The sequence below is a fragment of the Xanthomonas sp. BRIP62409 genome (assembly GCF_003992965.1).
Lineage (GTDB): Bacteria > Pseudomonadota > Gammaproteobacteria > Xanthomonadales > Xanthomonadaceae > Xanthomonas > Xanthomonas euroxanthea.
In genome coordinates this window covers 121,018-142,669 of sequence record NZ_QEZJ01000017.1, presented here as the reverse complement: position 1 = coordinate 142,669, position 21,652 = coordinate 121,018, and the positions used below count along the sequence as shown (strand labels likewise).

Here is a 21,652-nt window from a genome sequence, read left to right as displayed (position 1 = left end):
AACTGGCGCGATGATCGATCGACGTCTTGTGTTTGCCGCGCTCGCACTGCTCGCGGCCTGTAGTTCTCACGCCCCTTCGCGCAGGACGCAAGCGCCCGCCCCGGCGGCGCCCGCGTCGGCAAACGCACCGCACAGCGATTTACCGCACAGCGTGCTGCTGATCTCCATCGACGGCCTGCGCGCGGACATGCTCGATCGCGGCATCACACCGCATCTGTCGCAGCTGGCGCACGACGGCGTGCGTGCGCGCTGGATGACGCCGTCGTACCCGTCGCTGACCTTTCCCAATCATTACACGCTGGTCACCGGCCTGCGACCGGACCACCACGGCATCGTGCACAACAGCATGCGCGATGCGACGCTGGGGAGCTTCTGGCTGAGCAAGCAGGATGCGGTCGGCGATGCGCGCTGGTGGGGCGGCGAGCCGCTGTGGGTCGGCGCGGAAACGCATGGCCTGCATGCCGCGACCTGGTCCTGGCCCGGCAGCGAGGCGGCGATCGGCGGTGTGCGCCCCACGCGGTGGCGCCACTACGAAGAAGGCACCAGCCTGGACGCGCGCGTGGACGAGGTGCTGGGGTGGCTGGCCGCCTCCGGCGCGGACCGTAATCGCCTGGTCACGCTGTATTTCGAACACGTGGACGAAGCCGGCCACGACCACGGCCCGGAATCGCGCCAATACGCCGACAACGTGCGTGCGGTGGATGGCGCGATCGGCCGGCTGCTGGCCGGCATGCAGCGCAACGGCACGCACGAGCGCACCAATATCGTCGTGGTGTCCGATCACGGCATGGCCGAGGTGCCGCCCGGGCATGCGATCAGCGTGGAAGACATGGCGCGCCCGGACATCGCCACTGCCGTGACCGACGGGCAGGTGATCGGCTTTGCGCCATTGCCGGGACAGCAGGCCCGCGCCGAAGCCGGCCTGCTGGGTGCGCATGCGCAGTACGACTGCTGGCGCAAGACGGCGCTGCCGGCACGCTGGCACTACGGCACCCATCCGCGCATTCCGCCGATCGTGTGCCAGATGCACGAAGGCTGGGATGCACTGTTCCCGGACAAACTGGCCAAGCGCCCGCGCGATCAGATGCGCGGCTCGCACGGCTTCGATCCGGCGCTGCCGTCGATGCGCGCGGTGTTCCTGGCGCAGGGCCCGGATCTGGCGCAGGGCAAGACCTTGCCGGGCTTCGACAACGTCGATGTGTATGCGCTGATGACACGCTTGCTGGGCATTCCTGCCGCGCCCAACGATGGCAATCCCGCCACGCTGCTGCCGGCCTTGCGCGTGCCGCCGGCCGATACGCGCTGAGTGACGCGTCGCGGCGGCGCTGCGTGGATGCGACAATGGCGCCATGTCTGCTCCTGATCCCTCGCCGCGCCGGCTTCGGCTGCGGCCGTTGTTGTCCAGCGAAGGCTGGCGTCGCCGCGCCGCACTGTGGGGTGGCGCCATTGCAGTGGCACTGGTGGCGATCGTGTTCGCCAAGGCCAGCGACGCCGCCTTCCAGGTGTTCCAGCGCATCACCGCGCATTCGATCTGGTGGGCGCTGCTGCTGACGCCGGGCATCTTCGCCCTGCTGGCCTGGCTCACCTCCGGTGCAATGCGGCCCACGCGTGGCAGCGGCATTCCGCAGGTCATCGCGGCGCTGGAACATGATGACGCGGCATTCCGCCAGAGCAATCTGTCGCTGCGCGTGTCGATCGGCAAGCTTGCCCTGACCACCTTGTCGCTGCTCGGTGGCGCCTCGGTCGGCCGCGAAGGCCCCACCGTGCATGTCGGCGCCAGCCTGATGCATGTGTTCGGGCGCTGGTTCGGGTTCCATGATCCGCGCGAGCTCTCGCATTTCCTGCTGGCCGGCGGCGCTGCCGGTATCGCCGCGGCGTTCAACACGCCGCTGGCCGGGGTGGTGTTTGCGATCGAGGAATTGAGCGGGCGCTTCGAACACCGCTTCTCCGGCACCCTGCTGACCGCGGTGATCGTCGGCGGCGTGGTGTCGCTGGGCCTGTTGGGCAACTACACCTACTTCGGCAAGGTGGCGGTGGCCTTGCCGCTGGGCCAGGCCTGGCTGGCGATCGCGCTCTGCGGCTGCGTGGCCGGCCTGCTCGGCGGCATCTTCGCGCGCCTGGTGCTGGCCAGCGTCGGCGGCAAGCCACGCTGGCTGGCAACGCTGCGCCAGCGCCATCCGGTGCTGCTGGCCGCGCTGTGCGGCGTGGCCCTGGTCGGGCTGGCGCTGGTATTCGGGCAGGGCGCGTTCGGCACCGGCTACGAGCAGGCGCGCAGCCTGGTGCAGGGCCACGCGGTGGTCGGCCACGAATTCGGGCTGATGAAGCTGCTGGCCAACCTGGTCTCGTACCTGGCCGGCATTCCGGGCGGGCTGTTCTCGCCAGCGCTGGCGGTGGGTGCCGGCATCGGCCACAACCTGTCGGTGCTGATGCCGGGCGTGGACCCGCGCACCTTCGTGCTGCTGGGCATGTGCGCGTATCTGACCGGCGTGACCCAGGCGCCACTGACCTCGGCGGTGATCTCGCTGGAACTGACCGACACCAGCCAGATGCTGCTGCCGATCCTGGCCACCGTGCTGATTGCGCGTGCCATGTCCGGGCTGGTGTGCAGGACGCCGATCTATCGCGGCCTGGCCGAACAGCTGCTGGCACCGACGCCGACACGCCCACCGCAGGCTGCGGCAGCGCCGCACTAAACCAGCGGCGTCGATGCGGGACATAAAAAAACGCGGCGCAAGCGCCGCGTTCTGGTGTCGCGAAGCGGGCTAGGGATCAGCCGGCCTTGGCAACGGTCTTCTTGGCGACAGCCTTCTTGGCCGGCGCCTTGACCACGCCCTTCTTGGCAACCGGGGCAGCTGCACCCACGACGACCTTGCTCACCGCGTGCGAACGCGAATTGCCGTAGCTGGAATTGTAGCGCTTGCCCTTGGCGGTCTTGCGGTCACCCTTACCCATGTTCGTCGACTCCTGAATGTGAATACTGAATACAAAATCCCCGCGCTGAACACGGGTCTGGCGAGGTTTACGCCGGCGGCGCCCTCGCGCAAGGCCGGCAAGCCTACCACGTAGGCCCCTGCCCGCGCAGCCCGGGCTAGTGGACGCAGCTGGCGTCGTGGACGTGGGCGTGCCCGTGATTCAGACGCAGATTGACCAGGTGGGCGATGCCGACCAGCGCGCCGCCGAGCGTCATCACCACGGCATGCGGCAGCACCGCGTGATGCAGCGGGTCGTACAGCAGGCCGGCCCACAGCAACAACAGGCCCGGCAGCAGCAGCGCCAGCGCATGCAGCGCCTTGTGCCGGCGATAGCCCAGCACCAGGCTGAACAGGCCCAGCAGCGTCACGAACACCACGATGGCCCGTTCGACCCCGTCGCCCAGCCAGAACGACAGGCCCAGGGACGGGGCCAGGGCCAGCACCAGCGGCAGCACCGCGCAATGCACGGCGCACAGCAGCGAACCGGTCGCACCGAAGCGGTCGAGCACATGGCGAAGAGACGGTAGAGGCATGACTTCCAGCAGGGGCTCGCGGCGATGTGGAATAATATAACATCTTCCTTGTTCCAGGCCCGCACCACTGCATCGCGCAGCTGAGCGGGTCCCGCCGTCGGCGCAGTGGCCAAGCTGCGCCTTATCGTTGATATAAAGTAACAACCACAGAGTCCGGCCCGCCATGCACCCTCGCCCCGTTTTCTCGCTTCGTCGCTCCACCCTCTCGCTGGCCCTGACCAGCCTGCTGACGCCCGCCCTGGCCATGGCCGCGGACGCACCGGCGGTTGCCGACCCGCAGACCCCGCCCAGCTCGGACACGCGCCACGACGCCACCGCTTCCAGCGGCCGCCACATCAAGGACCTGGACAAGGTCGTCGTCACCGCCAGCCCGCTGCGCGATGCGGCCGGCGAGCTGAGCCGCCCGGTCGAAGTGCTGGCCGGCGAACGCCTGGACGAAGTGCGCAGTTCCAGCCTGGGCGAAACCGTGGCCAGCCTGCCCGGCGTGCAGAGTTCCAACTTCGGCCCCGGCGTCGGCCGGCCGATCATCCGTGGCCTGGACGGCCCGCGCGTGGCGGTGCTGCGCGACGGCCTGTCCACCCAGGACGTGTCCACGGTCAGCCAGGATCACTCGCCGGCGATCGAGCCGTTCCTGGCCAACCAGATCGAAGTGCTCAAGGGTCCGTCCACGCTGCTGTACGGCTCCGGCGCGATCGGCGGCGTGGTCAACGTGGTCGACGGACGCATTGCCGAAACCCCGGTGGACGGCTTCAGCGGCCGCGCCGAAGTGCGCTTCGACGGCGGCGACAAGGACGGCAACACCGACATGTTCCGCGTCGACGCCGGCAACGGCAGTGGCCTGTCGATCCATGCCGACGGCGTGTACCGCAACCAGAACGATTACGACACCCCGCAAGGACGCCAGGCCAATTCCTGGATCGACTCCAAGGTCGGCTCGGTCGGCGCCTCGCTGTCCGGCGACTGGGGCTTCGTCGGCCTGTCGGCCTCGCGCTTCCGCGACAACTACGGCAACCCCGGCGAGCCGGGCGATCTGTCGATCGGCGAGCGCGGGGTGTCGTTGAAGCTGCAGCAGGACCGCTACGACCTCAAGGGCGGGCTGACCGATCCCTGGGGCGAAGGCAGTGCATTGCGCTACAGCTTCGGCCACACCGATTACGCGCACACCGAGTTCGAAGGCGAAGAAGTGGGCACCGTGTTCACCAAGCGCGCCAACGAAGGCCGCGTGGAGGCCTCCTTCACCTTCGGCGGCGGCTGGCAGACCGCATTCGGCCTGCAGGGCAGCGACACCACCTTCCAGGCAGTGGGCGAAGAATCCTTCGTCCCCAAGACCGACACCCGCTCGCTGGGCGTGTTCGGCGTTGCGCGCAACAGCTGGGACCGCGTCACCGCCGAAATCGGCGCGCGCGTGGACAAGGTCAAGTACACCACCGACATCGGCGTGGACCGCGACTTCACCCCGACCAGCTTCTCGGCCAGCGGCGGTTTCCGCTTCAACGAACAGTGGCGCCTGACCGCCAACCTCGACCATGCCGAGCGCGCGCCGGCCGAGGAGGAGCTGTTCGCCAACGGCCCGCATATCGCCACCCTCGCCTACGAGATCGGCGATGCGGACCTGAAGACCGAGAAGGCCAACCAGGCCGAGCTGGGGCTGAACTTCCAGAACACCTGGGTCGATGCCAAGATCGCCGCGTACTACAACCGCTACAACGACTTCGTCTACATCGTCGATACCGGCGGCCAGTGGTTCAACGAAGAGGACAACGACTTCCTGCCGATCCGCCAGTGGACGCAGAACGATGCGGTCTTCCACGGTTTCGAGGGCGAGGCCACCTTCCATCTGGCCGACAACGACACCGGCGCGTGGGACCTGCGCGTGTTCGGCGACACCGTGCGTGCGCGCCTGAAGGATGGCGGCAACCTGCCGCGCATCGCCCCGGGCCGTGTCGGCGCGCAGATGCGCTGGAATGCCGATGCATGGCGCGCCTCGCTCGGTGCCACCCGCACCATGAAGCAGGACAAGGTGGCAGTGAACGAAACCCCGACCGACGGCTACACGTTCGTCGATGCGCATCTGGCCTACCACGTGGACCGCGGCAGCAATGCGTGGGAAGTGTTCCTGGACGGCAACAACCTGACCAACCAGGACGCACGCGTGCACACCTCCTTCCTCAAGGACGATGTGATGCTTCCCGGCCGCAGCGCCTCGTTCGGCGTGCGCATGTTCTTCTGACGGTACCTCTCTCCCGCCGTCATAAGCGAGGCCGCCTTCGGGCGGCCTCGTCATGTGTCAGCTTGCGCAGCCGGCTGGTGGTCGCACGGCGGAAAACAGCTGCATGTGCAGACGGGACGTGATGCGCTTGGCACCGGTTGCGATCGGGCAGGACGCCTTCGTTCCTGGTCCGTGCACCGCTGCGGAGGGCCGGCACCTGCGTTGCCTGGCTGCCGACCAGCCCGCCATCGCGGTCTGCCGCTGATGCGGCGCACAACAGCTTTTGCCCGGGCTTCCATTAGAACGGCAACACGCACTGCATGCGCGCGTTGCCGTTCCGGCGCGCTCCTGTGCGGCACATCACCTTTCCGGCGCCCGCCCGCGTTTTGCCGGGTTTGCGTCGATCGCTGCGATTGAAGGAGAGCACGCATGACCTCGTCCCTGTCCCGCCACGCCCTGTCATTGACCATCAGTGTCCTGCTCAGCCCTGTCGCCTACGCGCAAACCGCCCCTGCGGCACCGCCACAACAGGACGCCACCACGCTGGATGCGGTGATCGTCAGCGGCACCGCGCGCTTCAAGGGCCTGGCCAAGCGCGATGCCAGCTTTTCGATCACCACCGCCAGCCCGGAGCAGATCCAGCAGGCCGTCCCGCAGAGCACCGCGGACCTGTTGAAGATCGTGCCGGGCGTATGGGCCGAGCCCAGCGGTGGCGGCACCGGTGCCAACATCTTCGTGCGCGGCATGCCGTCCGAAGGCGATGCGCCGTTCGTGACCATGCAACTGGATGGCTCGCCGCTGTTTCCGCCGCCAAGCCTGTCGTTTCTGGAAAATTCCACGCTGTTCCGTGTCGACGACACGGTCGAGCGCATGGAGGTGTTGCGTGGCGGTTCCAGCCCGATCTTCTCCAACGGGCAGCCGGGGCTCACAGTCAATTTCATCCAGAAAAAAGGCCAGGACGAACCGGAAGGCAGCGTGCGCCTGACCGGCGGCAACAACGCCCTGCGCCGCATCGATGTGTTCAACAGCGGGCCGATGGGCAATGGCTGGTACTACAGCGTGGGAGGGTTCTTCCGCGAAACCGACGGCGTGCGCGACCCGCAGTTCGCCGCCGACAAGGGCGGCCAGTTCAGCGCCACGCTGAGCAAGCGCTGGGACAGCGGCGAGGTGTCGTTCTACGCGCGGCATACCGATGACAACAACGCCTTCTACACCGCCATTCCGCTGCTGTCGCGCAACAACGGCAACGACCTGTCCAGTTTCCCCGGCTTGAATGCGCAGACCGGCACCCTGCTCGGCCGCGACTTCCGCAATGTCGATCTGCTGGTCGGACCGAACGGGCAGACCATCCAGCGCGATCTGGCCGATGGGCGCGGCGTCAACATCGATGTGTTCGGCGGCGAATTGAACTGGGAGCGCGGCGACTGGACCATCGCCGACCGCTTCAACGTGATGAGCGGCAGTGCGCCGACCTATGCCCTGTTCACCGGGGATGCGCCGCAGCGGCTGGGTGACTTCATCGCCGGCTATGGCAGCGCTGGCAGCGGCCGCTTCACCAACGGCGGCGGCGCGGTGGATCCGAACCAGCAGGTGCTGGAAGCCGGCTGGTGGTCGGTGGACAAGCGCCTGAACTCGGTCACCAACGACCTGCGCCTGAGCCGCGAACTGTTTGCCGGCAATACGCTCACCGTAGGCACGTACTACGCCAGGTATTCCTCTGCGGATACCTGGTACCTGGGCAACACCATGCTGCTCACCGCGCAGAACAACGCGCGCCGCATCGACGTGGATCTGGCTGACGGGCGCCAGGCCACGCGGCAGGGCTTCACCAGCACCGCGTTCTTCAACCTGCGCGCGAACTACGACGGCGAGAACATCGCCGCCTTCGTCGCCGACGAATGGGAAATCAACGACCAGCTGCGTCTGGACCTGGGCGCACGCTACGAGCGCCAGAGCGTCACCGGTGACGTGCACGACACCACCACGGTGGACCTGGACGGCAACCCGGCCACGCTGTACGACAACGCCACCTCGCTGGCGCTGGCCAGCACGCGCCGCATCGACCAGGACGACGAGGCGTTCTCGTGGACGGCGGGCCTGAACTTCAAGCTCAACGACAGCAACAGCCTGTTCGCCCGCGTCAACTCGGGGGTGAAGTTCCCCGGCTTCGACAATCTGCGCGATGGCCAGAATCGCGTGCAGGACGTGGATCAGTACGAACTCGGGCTCAAGTCCGGCGCCAGCAGCTACGACCTGTATCTCACTGCGTTCTACAACACCTTCAAGAACTCGCCATTCCAGGCGTTTCTGGCCAATGGCGAGAACTTCACCACCGTTGGGGATTCGCGCGCGCGCGGTCTGGAGGTGGAAGGCGCCATCCGCCCGTTCGGCGGCTTCGAGCTGGCCGGCACCGGGGTGTGGCTGGATGCGAAATACCGCAACTACCGCGAGTTCACCGGCAACCAGGTGATGCGCCAGCCCAAGCGGCAGTTCCGCGTGACGCCCAGCTACTACTGGATGCTGCCGTTCGGCGACCTCAAGCTGTTCGCCACCTACTCCTACATCGGCGATCGCTTCGCCGACCTGGCCAACAGCCAGCGCCTGCCGTCCTACGACATGGTGGATATCGGCGCCAACCTGCACGTGGGCGAGCATTGGGAAGTGACCGCCAGCGGCAGCAACGTCACCGATACGCTGGGGCTGACCGAAGGCAATGTGCGCGTGCCCGGTGCGGCCACCGGCGGCGTGTTCATGGGCCGGCCGATCGCCGGGCGGCAATACCAGATGTCGGTGGCGTATCGCTGGTGATCCGCGCAGAAGGCGTGCAACTGTCGCTGCCCACGCCGCAGCGTGCGCCCACCAGCCCGCGCGTGGTGCTGGCGTCTGCCGGCGGCACACGGGCGGCCACCATGCCTATACCGGCAGCGGGCTGCGCTCTGCGAAATGTCCGCGCCAGTACGGGTAGTACGGATACGGCGGCTCCACCGCGCTCACCGCCTCCAGGCGCGTGCGCTGCTCGGCCGTCAGCGACCAGCCCACCGCACCCAGGTTCTGGCGCAGCTGGGTTTCGTCGCGCGCGCCGATCAGCACCGTGCTGACGGTGGGCCGCTGCAGCAGCCAGTTGATGGCGATCTGCGGCACGCTGCGCCCGGTCTCCTCGGCAATGGCGTCCAGCACATCGACAATGTCGAACAGGCGCTCATCGCTGATCGCCGGGCCCGCGGCGGCCGTCGCGTGCAGGCGGCTGGTGTCCGGCAGCGGTTGGCCGCGGCGCAGCTTGCCGGTCAGGCGGCCCCACCCCAGCGGACTCCACACCACTGCGCCCACGCCCTGGTCGATGCCCAGCGGCATCAGCTCCCATTCGTAGTCGCGCCCGGCCAGCGAGTAGTAGGTCTGGTTGGCCACGAAGCGGCTCCAGCCATGCGCGTCCGCCACAGATAACGACTTCATCAACTGCCAGCCGGCGTAGTTCGACGCGCCCAGATAGCGCACCTTTCCTGCACGCACCAGCTCATCCAGCGTGGACAGGGTTTCTTCCACCGGCGTCATCGCGTCGAAGGCATGCAGTTGCAGCAGATCGATATGGTCGGTGCGCAGGCGCCGCAACGAGGCATCCACCGCACGCAACAGGCGGAAGCGCGAGGCGCCGGCATCGTTGGGCCCATCGCCCAGGCGCAGGCCGGTCTTGGTCGACAGGATCACCTGATCGCGGCGCCCCTGCAGCGCCTGGCCGAGAATCTCTTCGGAGGCACCGTCCGAATACACATCGGCGGTGTCGAACAGGTTCAGGCCCGCCTCCAGGCACAGATCGATCATGCGCTGCGCCTGCGCCACATCGGTATCGCCCCAGGCAGAAAACAGCGGCCCCTTGCCGCCAAAGGTACCGGCACCCAGACCGAGCACCGGCACCTTGAAACCGGACCGGCCGAGAAAACGTGTGTCCATCGCACTACTCCCTGAAATCGAAAGAAAATCCACGCGCAGTGCCGGAGGATCGGCCACTGCGCGACGCCAGCCGCGACGATCCGCTCGCCGGCGACCTGCGCCGATGGCGCCGATCGCGCAGGTCTGCCGGTTGCGCAAGTACTGCGCGCTGCGCCGGCAGGACCGAATCAACCCGCCTGCACGCAGACGCCCGGCGCAGCGGCACGCCGGCGTTGCAGCTGCACGCTCCACAACGCGATCCCCAGGCCCATCGCGCTCAACAACGCGGCGACCCACGGCGTGGCAACCAGGCCGGCATGGGTGGCGATCACCACACCGCCCAGCCAGGCGCCCACGGCATTGCCCAGATTGAACGCGGCGATATTGAGACTGGAGGCCAGGTTCTGGCCGGCACCACGCGCATGCTCGAGCACGCGCAGTTGCAGCGGCGCCACGGTGGCGAAGGCGGCCACGCCCAGCAGCCCGACGAACACCACCATCGCGGTCTTGTTGTGCAGGACCAGGCCCATCGCAGCGAGCACCACCACCAATGCCGCCAGGCTGCCCAGCAAGGCGGCGGTGGGACGCCGGTCGGCCAGACGCCCGCCGAGCAGATTGCCCACGATCATGCCGACGCCGAAGACCAGCAACACCGGCGACACCGCGGTCTGCGCAAAACCGGTCACCTCCACCAGCAACGGCTGGATATAGGTGAACACCGCGAACACGCCGGCATAGCCCACCACCGTCATCGCCAGCGCCAGCACCACCTGCCCGCGCCCCAGCACTGCCACTTCCTGCCGCCATGACACCGCTGCGGCCGCGCCTGCGTTCGCCGGTACCCACAGCGCCACCGCGGCCGTGGCCAGCACGCCGACGATCGCAACCGCCCAGAACGTCGCCCGCCAGCCCAGCTGCAGCCCCAGCCAGGCGCCGGCCGGCACCCCCAGCAGGGTGGCCACGGTCAGCCCGGCAAACATCAGCGAGATTGCCGAAGCGCGGCGCTCGGCCGGGACCAGCGAGGTCGCCACCACCGCGCCCACGCCGAAGAAGGTGCCGTGCGCCAGCGAGGTCAGCACGCGCGCGACCATCAGGCTGGTGTAGTCCGGCGCCAGCGCGCAGGCCACGTTGCCCAGGGTGAAGATCGCCATCAACCCGACCAGCACCGCCTTGCGCGGCAAGCGCGCACTGGCCAGCGTCAGCACCGGCGCCCCGACGAACACACCCAGCGCATAGCCGCTGATCAGCAGGCCGGCGGCGCTGAGCGACACGCCCAGGTCGGTGGCCACCTGCTGCAGCAGGCCCATGATCACGAACTCGGTGGTGCCGATGCCGAAGGCACCGATGGTCAGCGCCAGCAGCGCTGGCGGAAAGCGGGAAGAACGCACGGAAGCGGACATGGGCAGGGACCAGGGAAGACGACCCACAGCCTGCGCTCCGGCGTCCTAAGCAAAAACCCCTGCTATCCTGATTCACTATCAACCAATCATTGAGAATCGCATGGACCGCCTCGGCGACATCGCGCTGTTCCTGCGCGTGCTCGATTCCGGCTCGATCACCGCCGGTGCGCGCAGCCTGGACCTGTCGCTGGCGGTCGCCAGCCAGCGCCTGAAGCGGCTGGAACGCGAGCTGGGCGTGCGACTGCTGCACCGGACCACACGCCGCCTGCACCCCACACCCGAGGGCCAGCGTCTGGCCGAGCGCGGCCGCGTACTGGTGCAGGATCTGGACGCGCTGGCCGACGACCTGCGCGAGAGCGCACACGCGGTCGGCGGCATCCTGCGCATGACCCTGTCGGCCTCGTTCGGGCGGCAATACGTGTCGCCGCTGCTGCCGGAATTCCAGGCCCGGCATCCGCGCGTGCACATCAGCGCGCATCTGAGCGACGACCTGGTGGACCTGGTCAGGCAAGGCTTCGATCTGGCGATCCGCATCGGCCCGCTGGACGACTCCGGGCTGGTGGCGCGGCGCATCGCCGACAACCGCCGCACCCTCGCCGCCTCGCCCGATTACCTGAAGCGCCATGGCACCCCGCGCACGCCGGACGACCTGGCCGGGCACGCCGGCGTGCTGCTGATGGGCCGCGACGGCCGCCAGGACGTGTGGCGGTTGCAAACGCCGGAGGGCGGCCTAGTACGCGTGCGCATGCAAAGCCGCTTCGAAAGCAATTTCGGTGAGTTGATCCGCGACGCGGCCATTGCCGGCCAGGGAATCGCGTTGCATTCGTACTGGCACATTGCCGAGGAACTGCACGACGGCCGGTTGGTCGAGGTCCTCCCCGACTACCCGCCACCGACCACGCAGATCAACGCGGTGATGCCGGCGCGCCAGCTGCAGCCACCGCGCGTGCGCGCATTCGTGGAGTTTCTGCTGGAACGCCTGGGCGAAGTGCCGCCCTGGGAGCGTGTCGGTTGAACGCAAGTTTGGTGCTTGCGTCGGCCAGTGCTGGCTGGACGCGGAGCGATGCGTGGCTGCGACGTGACGTCTTGGAGAGCAGCCAATCTACGGCTTTGCGGATGGCTCAGCTGTAGAGCGGGTGATCTGTGGCTTTACTGCATGGCCCTCGCCTGCCCACCATCGCAGGACACGCCGCAAGTACGTCCGTGCAGGCGCTGGCGCGGCATCCATGCCGCTCACGGTCCCGCCACGGTAGGCGGGCAAGGACCTGTCGGGATGGTCGGTGTGCAGGTGCAAGCAATGCACGCTGCGCGTTGTTCGAAAATCAGGTTGTCCGATACTGATGCGCCGGCTCAACGTCGCAAGATTTGATGCACATCCGACGACAAGCGGCCTTTGGTGCGATAACCGACCAACTTTCTGGTGCGGTGCCCTCGCCGCTTCCGGGACCCTCGGCGGCATGGATGCCGCCCAGGAGCCTCCAGGGACGGATTCACGGCGTGTCCCGCAAGTGGCGAGGGCACCGCGCATTCGACTCATCGATCAACAAGGCGCGCGTGACCAACACGTCGCCGCTGCCGACATAGAGTTTTGTCGCCGCTCCTAGCCCCCCGCACGCACCAAGCGCTTGTGCAAGCCGCGCCGCTGCGCCTCGCTGAGCAGATGCCCATGCGTGTTCAACAATCCCAGGATCTGCTGATGCGCTTGCGCTGTGCGACGCGCAAGTTCGGCCGTGGCGGCGGCCTCGAGCGCCTTCCAGTCGGCGGGGCGCGTCGGTGCGGGGATGGTCGAACGTTTTGCGGGCATGGGCGAGGCGTCACGGAAACAGACGCCCATGATACGGCGCGCGCGTGAGCGCCCTATCAGATCATGGCAGGCCTGTCGTGTTGAGGCGCTGGGCGCGCAAGCGCCTGAACGCACGTGTCGGCGCCAACCGGCGCTGCCGTGGCCTGCCGCTGCTGCGGACCTGCCGGCTCCATGACATCCGGTCTTGTACGATCGACGGCATCGCGGCCAGGCCGCCTGGTGCCACTGCCGAGTCCTGCATGTCCGCCTTGACCGAGATGACCGACATCCTGCTGCGCCACGCCCCTGGCGATGGCATGCACGCCACCCGGATTGCCGGGCTGCAGATCATGCGCAGCGCCTCGCCGACGGTGTCGGTGCCCACGGTCTATACGCCGATGCTGTGCCTGGTGGCGCAAGGCCGCAAGCAGGCGATGCTGGGCGCGGCGGCGTATCTCTATCACCCGCAGATGTATCTGGTGGCCTCGGTGGATCTGCCGATCGTCGGTTCAGTGATCGAGGCCAGCGCCGCGCAGCCGTATCTGTGTTTCTGCCTGGATCTGGACACCGCCGTGCTGAGCGACCTGGCCGTCAGCCACCCGGAGCTGGTCGAGCCGCAACGCGATGCGGTGCAGGCCGGCTTGTTGCTCAACCACAGCACGCCGCCATTGCAGGACGCCGCGGTGCGGCTGGCGCGTCTGCTCGATCAACCCCAGGAGATCGCCGCGCTGGCACCGCTGGTGCTGCGCGAAGTGCTCTATCGTCTGATGGCCGATCCGGCCAATGCGGTGGTGCGCCAGATGGCCATCGCCGACAGCCGACTCAACCAGATTTCCAAAGCCATTGTCTGGCTGCGCGAGCATTACGCACGGCGCTTCCGCATCGAGCAGATTGCCGATCTGTCGGCAATGAGCCGCTCCACCTTTCATGCGCATTTCAAGGCGGTCACCTCGATGACGCCGCTGGAATATCGCTCGCATCTGCGCGTGCACGAAGCGCGCCGGCTGATGCTGGCCGAAGCGCTGAATGCCGCTGATGCCGGCTTCCGCGTCGGCTACGAGAGCGCCTCGCAATTCAGTCGCGACTACGCGCGCATTCTCGGCGCGCCGCCCGCACGTGACGCGCAACGGTTGCGTGCCGGGGCACAGGCTGCGACACAAGCGGCGTAAGCCTGTCCGCGTGCAGTGGAGCGCAGTCACGCGCCCGCGCTAAGCGACATGTATCACCGATGACGCGGCAGACCGCGCCACGTCATCGTTGAGCACCGTTCACTCGGCCGCGTACTGCGCCTCGCTGACCTGCTCCAGCCAGGTCACCGGCGAGCCATCCTGCGCTTCGGCGATGGCGATGTGCGACATCGCCACGGTCGCGTTGGCGCCGTGCCAGTGCTTGACGCCCGGCGGAATCCACACGATGTCGCCCGGGCGGATCTGCTGCGCCGGCTTGCCCCATTCCTGCACACGCCCGGCGCCGGCGGTGACGATCAGCGTCTGCCCCAACGGATGGGTGTGCCAGGCGGTGCGCGCGCCCGGCTCGAAGGTGACGGTGGCACCGCCCACCCGCGCCGGCGCATCGGCCTGGAAAGGCGCATCGATGCGCACGGTGCCGGTGAAATAGTCGGCCGGGCCGGCTGCAGATGCGGCGCCGCCGGCCTTGCTCACCCTGATCGCGTGTCGCTCTTCACCTGCGGGCGTGACGGCAGCCATCATCGACAGCGACATCGCGGTTGCAAACAGATTCATGGCCGTGCTCCTCGATTCAAGTGACTGCACTGTAGCGTGCAGGCGCACCGGCATTACCCAGGCAGCAGCGCATGCACCTAGAAACACAGCGCATCAATGCGGCCATGACCCGCCGGGTGTGGAGCCATCACGCACCATCGCGCATGATGCAGCCGCATGAATGGCATGCGGTGGAGTCGGCATTCGCAACCAATGGCGCGGGAAAACCTCAACGATCTGCAGGCCTTCGTCGCCGTGGCGCGCGAAGGCAGCTTCACCCGCGCCGCCGCGCAGCTTGGCGTCTCGCAATCGGCGCTGAGCCATACCGTGCGCGCACTGGAAGCACGTCTGGGCATCCGCCTGCTGACCCGCACCACGCGCAGCGTGTCGATGACCGAAGCCGGCGCACGCCTGTTCGACACCCTGGCTCCGCGGCTGCAGGAGATCGACCACGAACTGTCCGCGCTCACCAACTTCCGCGACACGCCGGCCGGCACCATCCGTATCACCACTACCGGCCACGCCGCCGACGCCTACATCTGGCCAGCGTTGTCGCAGGTGCTGCCCGACTATCCTGACCTCAGGATCGAGATCACCGTCGATTACGGGCTGGCCGATATCGTTGCCCAGCGCTACGACATCGGCATCCGGCTGGGCGATCAGGTCGCCAAGGACATGGTCGCGGTGCCGATCAGCCCGATGCAGCGCATGGCGGTGGTGGCGGTGCCGGGCTACTTCGTGCACCACACCATCCCTGCTGTCCCGGCCGACCTGGCCAGGCACAACTGCATCGGCCTGCGCCTGCCCACCCACGGCGGCTTGCTGGTCTGGGACTTCGAAAAGGACGGGCACGAGGTCAAGGTCCGCGTGGACGGGCAATGGACCTTCAACGGCAGCAGCGCGGTGCTGCGTGCCGCACTGGCCGGCGGCGGACTCGCGTTCTTGCCGGAAACCATGGTGCTGGAGCACCTCGCCGCCGGCCGGCTACGCCGCGTGCTGGAGGACTGGTGCGCCCCATTCGACGGCTATTACGCCTATTACCCCAGCCGCCGCCAAACCTCGAGCGCACTCAAGGTCGTGATCGACGCATTGCGGCACGATCCGGCGCGCTGACGCGTCCGTGTAGGAGCGTGCCTGCGCGCGACGAGGCCTTATCGGTAAAGCTCCATCGCGCGCGGGCACGCTCCTACAACAGCGTCGGTTGGCGGCAGGTTTGAGGCTGGTGACCGACGTACTGCGGCACGCTCTGGTGCGTTGGAATGCTCGTGTAGGAGCGTGCCTGCGCGCGACAGGGCTTTATCGGTAAAGCCCCATCGCGCGCGGGCACGCTCCTACAACAGCGTCGGTTGGCGGCAGGTTTGAGGCTGGTGACCGACGCGTTGCGGCACGCTCTGGTGCGTTGGAATGCTCGTGTAGGAGCGTGCCTGCGCGCGACGGGGCTTATCGGTAAAGCCCCATCGCGCGCGGGCACGCTCCTACAACTACGTCGGTTGGCGGTCAGGATCGCCGGGGTTATTTACCGACCAGCTTCTGCCGCTCCGGGCGGTAACGCCCGCCGACAATCGCCACCGCATCCAGTGCCTGCTGGATGCGCGCAAGATCCTCGCTGTTCAAGGTCAATGCGGCGCCGCCCAGGTTTTCTTCCAGGCGATGCCGCTTGGTGGTGCCGGGAAAGTGCAGAGCGAACACCTTGGGCGCGGTCGCCGGCCCGTAGCCATAGCTCAGGCCCATGCAGCCCAGGCCCAGCGCGGACACCACCGCCCTCCCATCCATCACGCTGCCTGCCGCCGCTAGAACCCGCTCGGCACCTCGCGCTTGCCTGCCGTGGTCACCGCTGGCGATTGCGGCCGATACGCGCGCAGGAACAGCGCCACCGCACTGGCGACATACGCGTGCGGCGTGGCGGCCGGTGCCTGCAATGGGTTGCCACGCAGCGCCGCATTGGCCGGCATCCCGGTCATCAATCCGAAGAAATGCACCGAGGCATCCGGCAGATTGTCGATGACCAGGCTGCCCTGCTCCACTTCGCGCGCCAGCACCGCACGCATCGTGGTGTCGTAGCGTTCGAAGCCCAGCGTCCACATCTCCTCGCGCATCTGGCCGGGCAGTGCCGGCGGCCGCACCAGTCCATATGCGGCATCGCCCAGTGCATTGCTGGCCGCCATGCGCACGACCGCATCGGCGATGGCGAGCAGACGCACGGGCAACGGCCCGCGCATGTTCAACAGCGCCTCCCAGGGATTGGGCGATTGGTGCGCCAGCGCCTCCAATGTGGTGCGGAACAGCACCTCCTTGGAGGCGAAATGCGCATACACCGTGGCCTTGGACACCATCGCGCGCTCGGCGATGCTGTCCATGCTGGTCCTGTCGAAGCCCTGGCGTGGAAACAGCTCGCCTGCCGCGCGCAGAATCGCACCACGTTTGTCGTGCGGTGCATGCCTGGGTGCTGGCGGTTCGGCAGCGGCGTCATCCACGTGGCTGCCCCGTCGCAGTCGTCGCCACCGCCGGCTCGGCCGATTGCAGCCAACCACCGCCCATCGCCTTGTAGAACGTCGCCAGATTGGTGAAGCGCGACAGCTGCGTGGTGATCAAGCTCTGCTGCGCGCTGTACAGCGAGCGCTGCGCATCCAGCGCCTGCAGGTAGCTGTCCACGCCGCGTTCGAAGCGCGCCTGCGACAGCCGGTAGCTGTCGGCGGTGGCGTCGACCAGAGCCTGTTGCGCCTGCAATTGCCGGCCCAGGGTCTCGCGTTGCGCGAGCGCATCGGAAACCTCGCGGAACGCGCTCTGGATCGCCTTTTCGTATTGCGCCACCTCGATATCGCGGTTGGCCTTGGCCATGTCCAGGTTGGCCCGGTTACGCCCGGCGTTGAAGATCGGCAGCGTCAGCGTGGGCACGAAGCTCCAGGCGCGGGTGCCGGAATCGAACAGGTTGGACAGGCTACTGCTGGACGAGCCGGTCGATGCGGTCAGGCTGATGCTGGGGAAGAACGCCGCGCGCGCCGCACCGATGTTGGCATTGGCCGCACGCAGGTTGCGCTCGGCCTCGAGGATATCCGGGCGACGCTGCAGCAACTGCGACGGCAAGCCGGCCGGCACGCTGGCCAGCACGTTGCCGTCCACGCTGGCGCCATCGGGCAAGGCACGCGGCAACAGCTCCGCCGGCAGCTGCGTGCCGACCAGCAGCACCAGGGCGTTGCGGTCCTGCGCCACCTGCGCGGTATAGCGCTCCACGTCCACGCGCGCGGTTTCCACCGTGGTCTGCGCCTGGCGCAAGGTGAGCTGCGAAGCCACACCCAGCTCGAAACTGCGTTGCTGCAGGCGATAACTGTCGCCCTGGCTGCTCAAGGTGGACTGTGCCAGCTGCAGCAACTGCTGATCGGCCGCCAGCGTCAGATAGGCGGTGGCCACTTCGGCCACCAGGCTGATATGGGCGCTGCGGCGTGCCTCGGCGGTGGACAGGAACTGTTGCAGCGCCTGTTCCTTGAGGCTGCGCACACGCCCGAACAGATCCAGCTCGTACGCACTGACGCCGATGTTGGCGCTGTAGGTCCGGAACACCTGCGGCTGGCCTGGAATGGCCAGCTCCGCCGGCGTGCGCGCGTTATTGGCGGTGCCGGTGCCCTGCACGGCGGGCAGCAGCGCAGCGCGCTCCACCCGGTACTGCGCACGTGCCACCTCGATGTTGAGTGCGGCCACGCGCAGGTCGCGATTGTTCTCCAATGCCAGCGCGATCACCTGCTGTAGCGCCGGGTCGGTGAACACCTGCCGCCAGCCGATGTTGGCGATATCGACCGCCGGCTCGGGGCTGGCGGCAGCGGTGGTATTGGATGCCGTCGCGAGCTCGGTGCCGGCAAAACGCTCGGGCACCGGTGCGTCGGGCCGTGCATAGCGCGGCATCAGGGTGCATCCGGACAGCACGCCGGCCACCGCCATCGCGGTCAATGTCATGCGGATCGGTGTCATCTCAGTGTCCTGCCGGTTGCGGTGCGGGCGAAGTGGGCTGTGCGCGGCGCTTGAACAAGCCGCTGATCAGCACGAAGAACAGCGGCACGAAGAAGATCGCCAGGATCGTGCCGGACAACATGCCGCCGATCACCGCGGTGCCCAAGGCGTGCTGAGCGCCTGCACCGGCACCACTGCCGAGCACCAGCGGCACCACGCCCAGGATGAAGGCCAGCGATGTCATCAGGATCGGCCGCAGGCGCATGCGCGCCGCTTCCAGTGCCGCTGCGACCAGGCTCTTGCCGCTTTCGTGCAGTTCCTTGGCAAATTCCACGATCAGGATCGCGTTTTTCGATGCCAGGCCAATCGTGGTGAGCAGGCCTACCTGGAAGTACACATCGTTCATTTTCCAGGTCAGCATTGCGCCCAGCAGCGTGCCGAATACGCCCAGCGGCACCACCAGGATCACCGAGAACGGAATCGCCCAGCTTTCGTACAACGCGGCCAGACACAGGAACACGATCAGGATCGACAGCCCGTACAACAGCCCGGTCTGGCCGGTCGAGGATTTTTCCTGCCGCGACAACCCGGTCCACTCGTAGCCGATGCCCGGCGGCAACTTGGCCGCCGCCGCTTCCACGATCTGCATCGCCTCGCCGCTGGAGGCCGCACCGGGCATCGCCATGCCCAGGATCTCCACCGACGGCACGCTGTTGTAACGCTCCAACCGCGGCGAGCCCGATTGCCAGCTGGCAGTGGCGAAGGCGTTGAACGGCACCATCGTGCCGGCGCTGTTGCGCACGAACCAGCGGTCGATGTCCTGCGGATTCATGCGGTACGCCGCATCGGCCTGCAGCATCACCTTCTTGACGCGGCCCTTGTCGATGAAGTCGTTGACGTAGGTACTGCCCCAGGCGCTGGAGAAGGTGTTGTTGATATCGGCGATCGACACGCCCATGGCCTGCGCCTTGTGCGAATCGATCTCCAGCTTGAACTCGGGCGTGTCCTCCTGCCCGTTCGGGCGCACCGCCACCAGCCGCTTGTCCTGCGACAGCTCGGCCAGCAGTTGATCGCGTGCCTGCATCAAGGCGGCGTGGCCGAGGTTGGCGCGGTCCTGCAGCATCAGGTCGAAGCCGGTCGCATTGCCCAGCTCGGAGACTGCCGGCGGTGCGAACGCAAACACCTTGGCATCGCGAATGGTGCTGAAGAACGCACCTGCCTTGCCCGCCACGTCGGTGACGGTCTGGCCCTTGCCAGTGCGCTCGTCCCACGGCCGCAACTTGACGAAGGCAAAGCCCACGTTCTGGCCGGTACCGGCAAAGCTGAAACCGGAGACCGCAAAGATGCCGGCGACCGAGTCCTTCTGATCGACCAGGAAGTGATGCTCCACCTGCTTGAGCACCTCGCCGGTGCGCGCATCGGTGGCACCGGGCGGCAATTGCACCAGCACGAACAGCGTGCCCTGGTCCTCGTCCGGCAGGAAGCCCACCGGCAGCTTCATGAAGCCGAACACCACCAGCGCCAGCAACACCGCATAGGCCAGCATGTAGCGCCAGCCCTTGCCCAGCATGTGCCGCACCACGCCCTGGTAGCCGGTGTTGCCGCGATCGAACAGGCGGTTGAACCAGCCGAAGAACCCGGTGGTCGCCAGACCATGGCCCTTCTCCACCGGCTTGAGCAAGGTGGCGCACAGGGCCGGGGTCAGGATCATCGCCACCAGCACCGACAAGGTCATGGCAGAAACAATCGTGATCGAGAACTGCCGGTAGATCACACCGGTGGAACCGCCGAAGAACGCCATCGGCACGAACACCGCAGCCAGTACCAGAGCCACGCCGACCAGCGCGCCGGAGATCTGGTCCATCGACTTGCGCGTGGCATCCCTGGGCGACAACTGCTCCTCGCCCATCACGCGTTCGACGTTTTCCACCACCACGATGGCATCGTCCACCAGCAGGCCGATCGCCAGCACCATCGCGAACATGGTCAGCGTGTTGATGGTGAAACCGAACGCCGCCAGCACGCCGAAGGTGCCGAGCAACACCACCGGCACCGCGATGGTCGGTATCAGGGTCGCGCGAAAATTCTGCAGGAACAGGTACATCACCAGAAACACCAGCACCACCGCCTCGATCAGCGTATGCACCACCTGCTCGATGGAGATGCGCACGAACGGCGTGGTGTCGTACGGCTTTTGCACCTTCATGCCCGGCGGGAAGAATTTCTCCTGCTCTTCCAGGCTCTTGTCGATCGCGCGCACCGTATCCAGCGCATTGGCGCCGGTGGCCAGCTTGATCGCCAGACCGGCGGCCGGCTTGCCGTTGTAGCGGCCCACCGTGTTGTAGCTCTCGCTGCCCAGCTCGATGCGTGCCACATCGCGCAGGCGCACCTGCGAGCCATCGGACTGCGTGCGCAGCAGGATGTTCTCGAACTCCTCGGCGGTCTTCAGCCGGGTCTGCGCGGTGATGGTGGCATTGAGCTGCTGGTTGGGCACCGCCGGCAATGCGCCCAGCTGGCCGGCCGACACCTGCGCGTTCTGCGCCTGGATCGCGGTGCGTACATCCACCGGGGTCAGGCTGAAGTTGTTCAACTTGTTCGGGTCCATCCATACCCGCATCGCGTACTGGGAGCCGAACAAGGTGGTGTCGCCCACGCCTTCGACGCGGCTGATGGTTTCCTGCACGTTGGCAGCCACGTAATCGGACAGGTCCGAATCGCTCATGCTGCCGTCTTCGGAAGTGAAGGCCAGCACGTTGAGGAAGTTGGTGGCCGACTTGGTCACCGTCACGCCCTGCTGCTGCACTTCCTGCGGCAACAACGGCGTGGCCAGCGACAACTTGTTCTGCACCTGCACCTGCGCGGTGTCCGGGTCGGTGCCGTTGTCGAAGGTCAGCGTGATGGTCACCGCACCGCTGGATTCGCTGGTGGAGGCCATGTAGCTGAGGTGGTCCAGCCCCTTCATCTTCTGCTCGATGACCTGGGTGACGGTGTCTTCCAGGGTCTGCGCCGAGGCGCCCGGATAGTTGGCGGTGATGGCGACGGCGGGCGGCGCGATGCTGGGGTATTGCGCAATCGGCAAGGTGGCGATGGACAGGATGCCGGCCAGCATCACGATGATGGCCAGCACCCAGGCGAAGATCGGACGATCGATGAAGAAGCGTGCCATGA

General features: G+C 67.2%; 15 protein-coding genes and 3 pseudogenes. 8 read left to right on the top strand and 10 right to left on the bottom strand.

The annotated features are described in order from the left end of the window. Window positions 1-10 precede the first annotated feature (10 nt). Both EO170_RS06920 and EO170_RS06915 read left to right on the top strand, forming a co-directional pair. Complete coding sequence (locus EO170_RS06920) at window positions 11-1,306, top strand: ectonucleotide pyrophosphatase/phosphodiesterase (RefSeq protein ID WP_126943582.1); 1,296 nt, start codon at window positions 11-13, stop codon at window positions 1,304-1,306. A gap of 43 nt (window positions 1,307-1,349) precedes the next feature. Continuing rightward, window positions 1,350-2,645 (top strand): annotated as a pseudogene (locus EO170_RS06915) (chloride channel protein); the annotation flags it as partial. Window positions 2,646-2,769: 124 nt separating this feature from the next. Here EO170_RS06915 and EO170_RS06910 read toward each other — a convergent pair. Beyond that, window positions 2,770-2,952: a 30S ribosomal protein THX gene (locus EO170_RS06910; protein ID WP_016904806.1), complete on the bottom strand. Its 183-nt coding sequence runs from the start codon at window positions 2,950-2,952 to the stop codon at window positions 2,770-2,772. Window positions 2,953-3,088: 136 nt separating this feature from the next. Further along, window positions 3,089-3,505: a MerC domain-containing protein gene (locus tag EO170_RS06905; protein WP_104581874.1), complete on the bottom strand. Its 417-nt coding sequence runs from the start codon at window positions 3,503-3,505 to the stop codon at window positions 3,089-3,091. A gap of 163 nt (window positions 3,506-3,668) precedes the next feature. Here EO170_RS06905 and EO170_RS06900 point away from each other — a divergent pair, with 163 nt between their 5' ends. Then, window positions 3,669-5,735, top strand: coding sequence for a TonB-dependent receptor (locus EO170_RS06900; protein ID WP_126943577.1), 2,067 nt, complete (start codon window positions 3,669-3,671; stop codon window positions 5,733-5,735). A gap of 408 nt (window positions 5,736-6,143) precedes the next feature. Continuing rightward, window positions 6,144-8,522, top strand: a complete 2,379-nt coding sequence (locus EO170_RS06895) for a TonB-dependent receptor (protein WP_126943574.1) — start codon at window positions 6,144-6,146, stop codon at window positions 8,520-8,522. A 105-nt stretch (window positions 8,523-8,627) separates the two neighbouring features. Here EO170_RS06895 and EO170_RS06890 read toward each other — a convergent pair whose 3' ends face one another. Beyond that, window positions 8,628-9,659, bottom strand: a complete 1,032-nt coding sequence (locus EO170_RS06890; protein ID WP_126943571.1) for an aldo/keto reductase — start codon at window positions 9,657-9,659, stop codon at window positions 8,628-8,630. 167 nt (window positions 9,660-9,826) lie between these two features. After that, window positions 9,827-11,038: an MFS transporter gene (locus tag EO170_RS06885; protein ID WP_126943568.1), complete on the bottom strand. Its 1,212-nt coding sequence runs from the start codon at window positions 11,036-11,038 to the stop codon at window positions 9,827-9,829. A 100-nt stretch (window positions 11,039-11,138) separates the two neighbouring features. On the opposite strand from EO170_RS06885, the gene EO170_RS06880 reads away from it, so the two are divergent. Both EO170_RS06880 and EO170_RS21700 read left to right on the top strand, forming a co-directional pair. Next, window positions 11,139-12,053, top strand: coding sequence for a LysR family transcriptional regulator (locus EO170_RS06880; protein WP_126943565.1), 915 nt, complete (start codon window positions 11,139-11,141; stop codon window positions 12,051-12,053). 385 nt (window positions 12,054-12,438) lie between these two features. Next, window positions 12,439-12,622 (top strand): annotated as a pseudogene (locus EO170_RS21700) (hypothetical protein); the annotation flags it as partial. A 16-nt stretch (window positions 12,623-12,638) separates the two neighbouring features. Here the strand turns inward: EO170_RS21700 and EO170_RS06865 are convergent. Then, complete coding sequence (locus EO170_RS06865; protein WP_115677603.1) at window positions 12,639-12,842, bottom strand: hypothetical protein; 204 nt, start codon at window positions 12,840-12,842, stop codon at window positions 12,639-12,641. 239 nt (window positions 12,843-13,081) lie between these two features. Between EO170_RS06865 and EO170_RS06860 the strand changes: the two genes are divergently transcribed. Next, a complete protein-coding gene (locus EO170_RS06860; RefSeq protein ID WP_126943559.1) occupies window positions 13,082-13,990 on the top strand; it encodes an AraC family transcriptional regulator in 909 nt (302 codons plus the stop codon). Window positions 13,991-14,089: 99 nt separating this feature from the next. Here EO170_RS06860 and EO170_RS06855 read toward each other — a convergent pair whose 3' ends face one another. Then, complete coding sequence (locus tag EO170_RS06855; RefSeq protein WP_164739142.1) at window positions 14,090-14,563, bottom strand: cupin domain-containing protein; 474 nt, start codon at window positions 14,561-14,563, stop codon at window positions 14,090-14,092. Window positions 14,564-14,755: 192 nt separating this feature from the next. On the opposite strand from EO170_RS06855, the gene EO170_RS06850 reads away from it, so the two are divergent. Next, complete coding sequence (locus EO170_RS06850; RefSeq protein ID WP_126943556.1) at window positions 14,756-15,655, top strand: LysR family transcriptional regulator; 900 nt, start codon at window positions 14,756-14,758, stop codon at window positions 15,653-15,655. A 399-nt stretch (window positions 15,656-16,054) separates the two neighbouring features. On the opposite strand, the pseudogene EO170_RS06845 reads toward EO170_RS06850, so the two are convergent. The 4 genes and pseudogenes from EO170_RS06845 to EO170_RS06830 all read right to left on the bottom strand — a co-directional run. Beyond that, a pseudogene (locus EO170_RS06845) lies at window positions 16,055-16,213 on the bottom strand (aldo/keto reductase); the annotation flags it as partial. 119 nt (window positions 16,214-16,332) lie between these two features. After that, window positions 16,333-17,016 (bottom strand): TetR/AcrR family transcriptional regulator, encoded by a 684-nt coding sequence (locus EO170_RS06840; RefSeq protein ID WP_126943553.1) that lies wholly within the window; start codon window positions 17,014-17,016, stop codon window positions 16,333-16,335. After that, the gene (locus tag EO170_RS06835) at window positions 17,009-18,505 is read right to left on the bottom strand and encodes an efflux transporter outer membrane subunit (RefSeq protein ID WP_104581864.1); all 1,497 of its coding nucleotides are present in this window, start codon (window positions 18,503-18,505) and stop codon (window positions 17,009-17,011) included. Before EO170_RS06835 ends, EO170_RS06840 begins: the two co-directional genes overlap by 8 nt. Before the next feature lies 1 nt (window position 18,506). Further along, window positions 18,507-21,650, bottom strand: coding sequence for an efflux RND transporter permease subunit (locus tag EO170_RS06830; protein WP_126943550.1), 3,144 nt, complete (start codon window positions 21,648-21,650; stop codon window positions 18,507-18,509). Window positions 21,651-21,652: the final 2 nt, after the last annotated feature.

What these genes read in the sequence shown, in the direction of transcription:
- EO170_RS06920 (WP_126943582.1), top strand. Translation starts at nt 11, where the DNA reads ATGATCGATCGACGTCTTGTGTTTGCCGCGCTCGCACTGCTCGCGGCC.
- EO170_RS06910 (WP_016904806.1), bottom strand. Translation starts at nt 2,952, where the DNA reads ATGGGTAAGGGTGACCGCAAGACCGCCAAGGGCAAGCGCTACAATTCC.
- EO170_RS06905 (WP_104581874.1), bottom strand. Translation starts at nt 3,505, where the DNA reads ATGCCTCTACCGTCTCTTCGCCATGTGCTCGACCGCTTCGGTGCGACC.
- EO170_RS06900 (WP_126943577.1), top strand. Translation starts at nt 3,669, where the DNA reads ATGCACCCTCGCCCCGTTTTCTCGCTTCGTCGCTCCACCCTCTCGCTG.
- EO170_RS06895 (WP_126943574.1), top strand. Translation starts at nt 6,144, where the DNA reads ATGACCTCGTCCCTGTCCCGCCACGCCCTGTCATTGACCATCAGTGTC.
- EO170_RS06890 (WP_126943571.1), bottom strand. Translation starts at nt 9,659, where the DNA reads ATGGACACACGTTTTCTCGGCCGGTCCGGTTTCAAGGTGCCGGTGCTC.
- EO170_RS06885 (WP_126943568.1), bottom strand. Translation starts at nt 11,038, where the DNA reads ATGTCCGCTTCCGTGCGTTCTTCCCGCTTTCCGCCAGCGCTGCTGGCG.
- EO170_RS06880 (WP_126943565.1), top strand. Translation starts at nt 11,139, where the DNA reads ATGGACCGCCTCGGCGACATCGCGCTGTTCCTGCGCGTGCTCGATTCC.
- EO170_RS06865 (WP_115677603.1), bottom strand. Translation starts at nt 12,842, where the DNA reads ATGCCCGCAAAACGTTCGACCATCCCCGCACCGACGCGCCCCGCCGAC.
- EO170_RS06860 (WP_126943559.1), top strand. Translation starts at nt 13,082, where the DNA reads ATGTCCGCCTTGACCGAGATGACCGACATCCTGCTGCGCCACGCCCCT.
- EO170_RS06855 (WP_164739142.1), bottom strand. Translation starts at nt 14,563, where the DNA reads ATGAATCTGTTTGCAACCGCGATGTCGCTGTCGATGATGGCTGCCGTC.
- EO170_RS06850 (WP_126943556.1), top strand. Translation starts at nt 14,756, where the DNA reads ATGGCGCGGGAAAACCTCAACGATCTGCAGGCCTTCGTCGCCGTGGCG.
- EO170_RS06835 (WP_104581864.1), bottom strand. Translation starts at nt 18,505, where the DNA reads ATGACACCGATCCGCATGACATTGACCGCGATGGCGGTGGCCGGCGTG.
- EO170_RS06830 (WP_126943550.1), bottom strand. Translation starts at nt 21,650, where the DNA reads ATGGCACGCTTCTTCATCGATCGTCCGATCTTCGCCTGGGTGCTGGCC.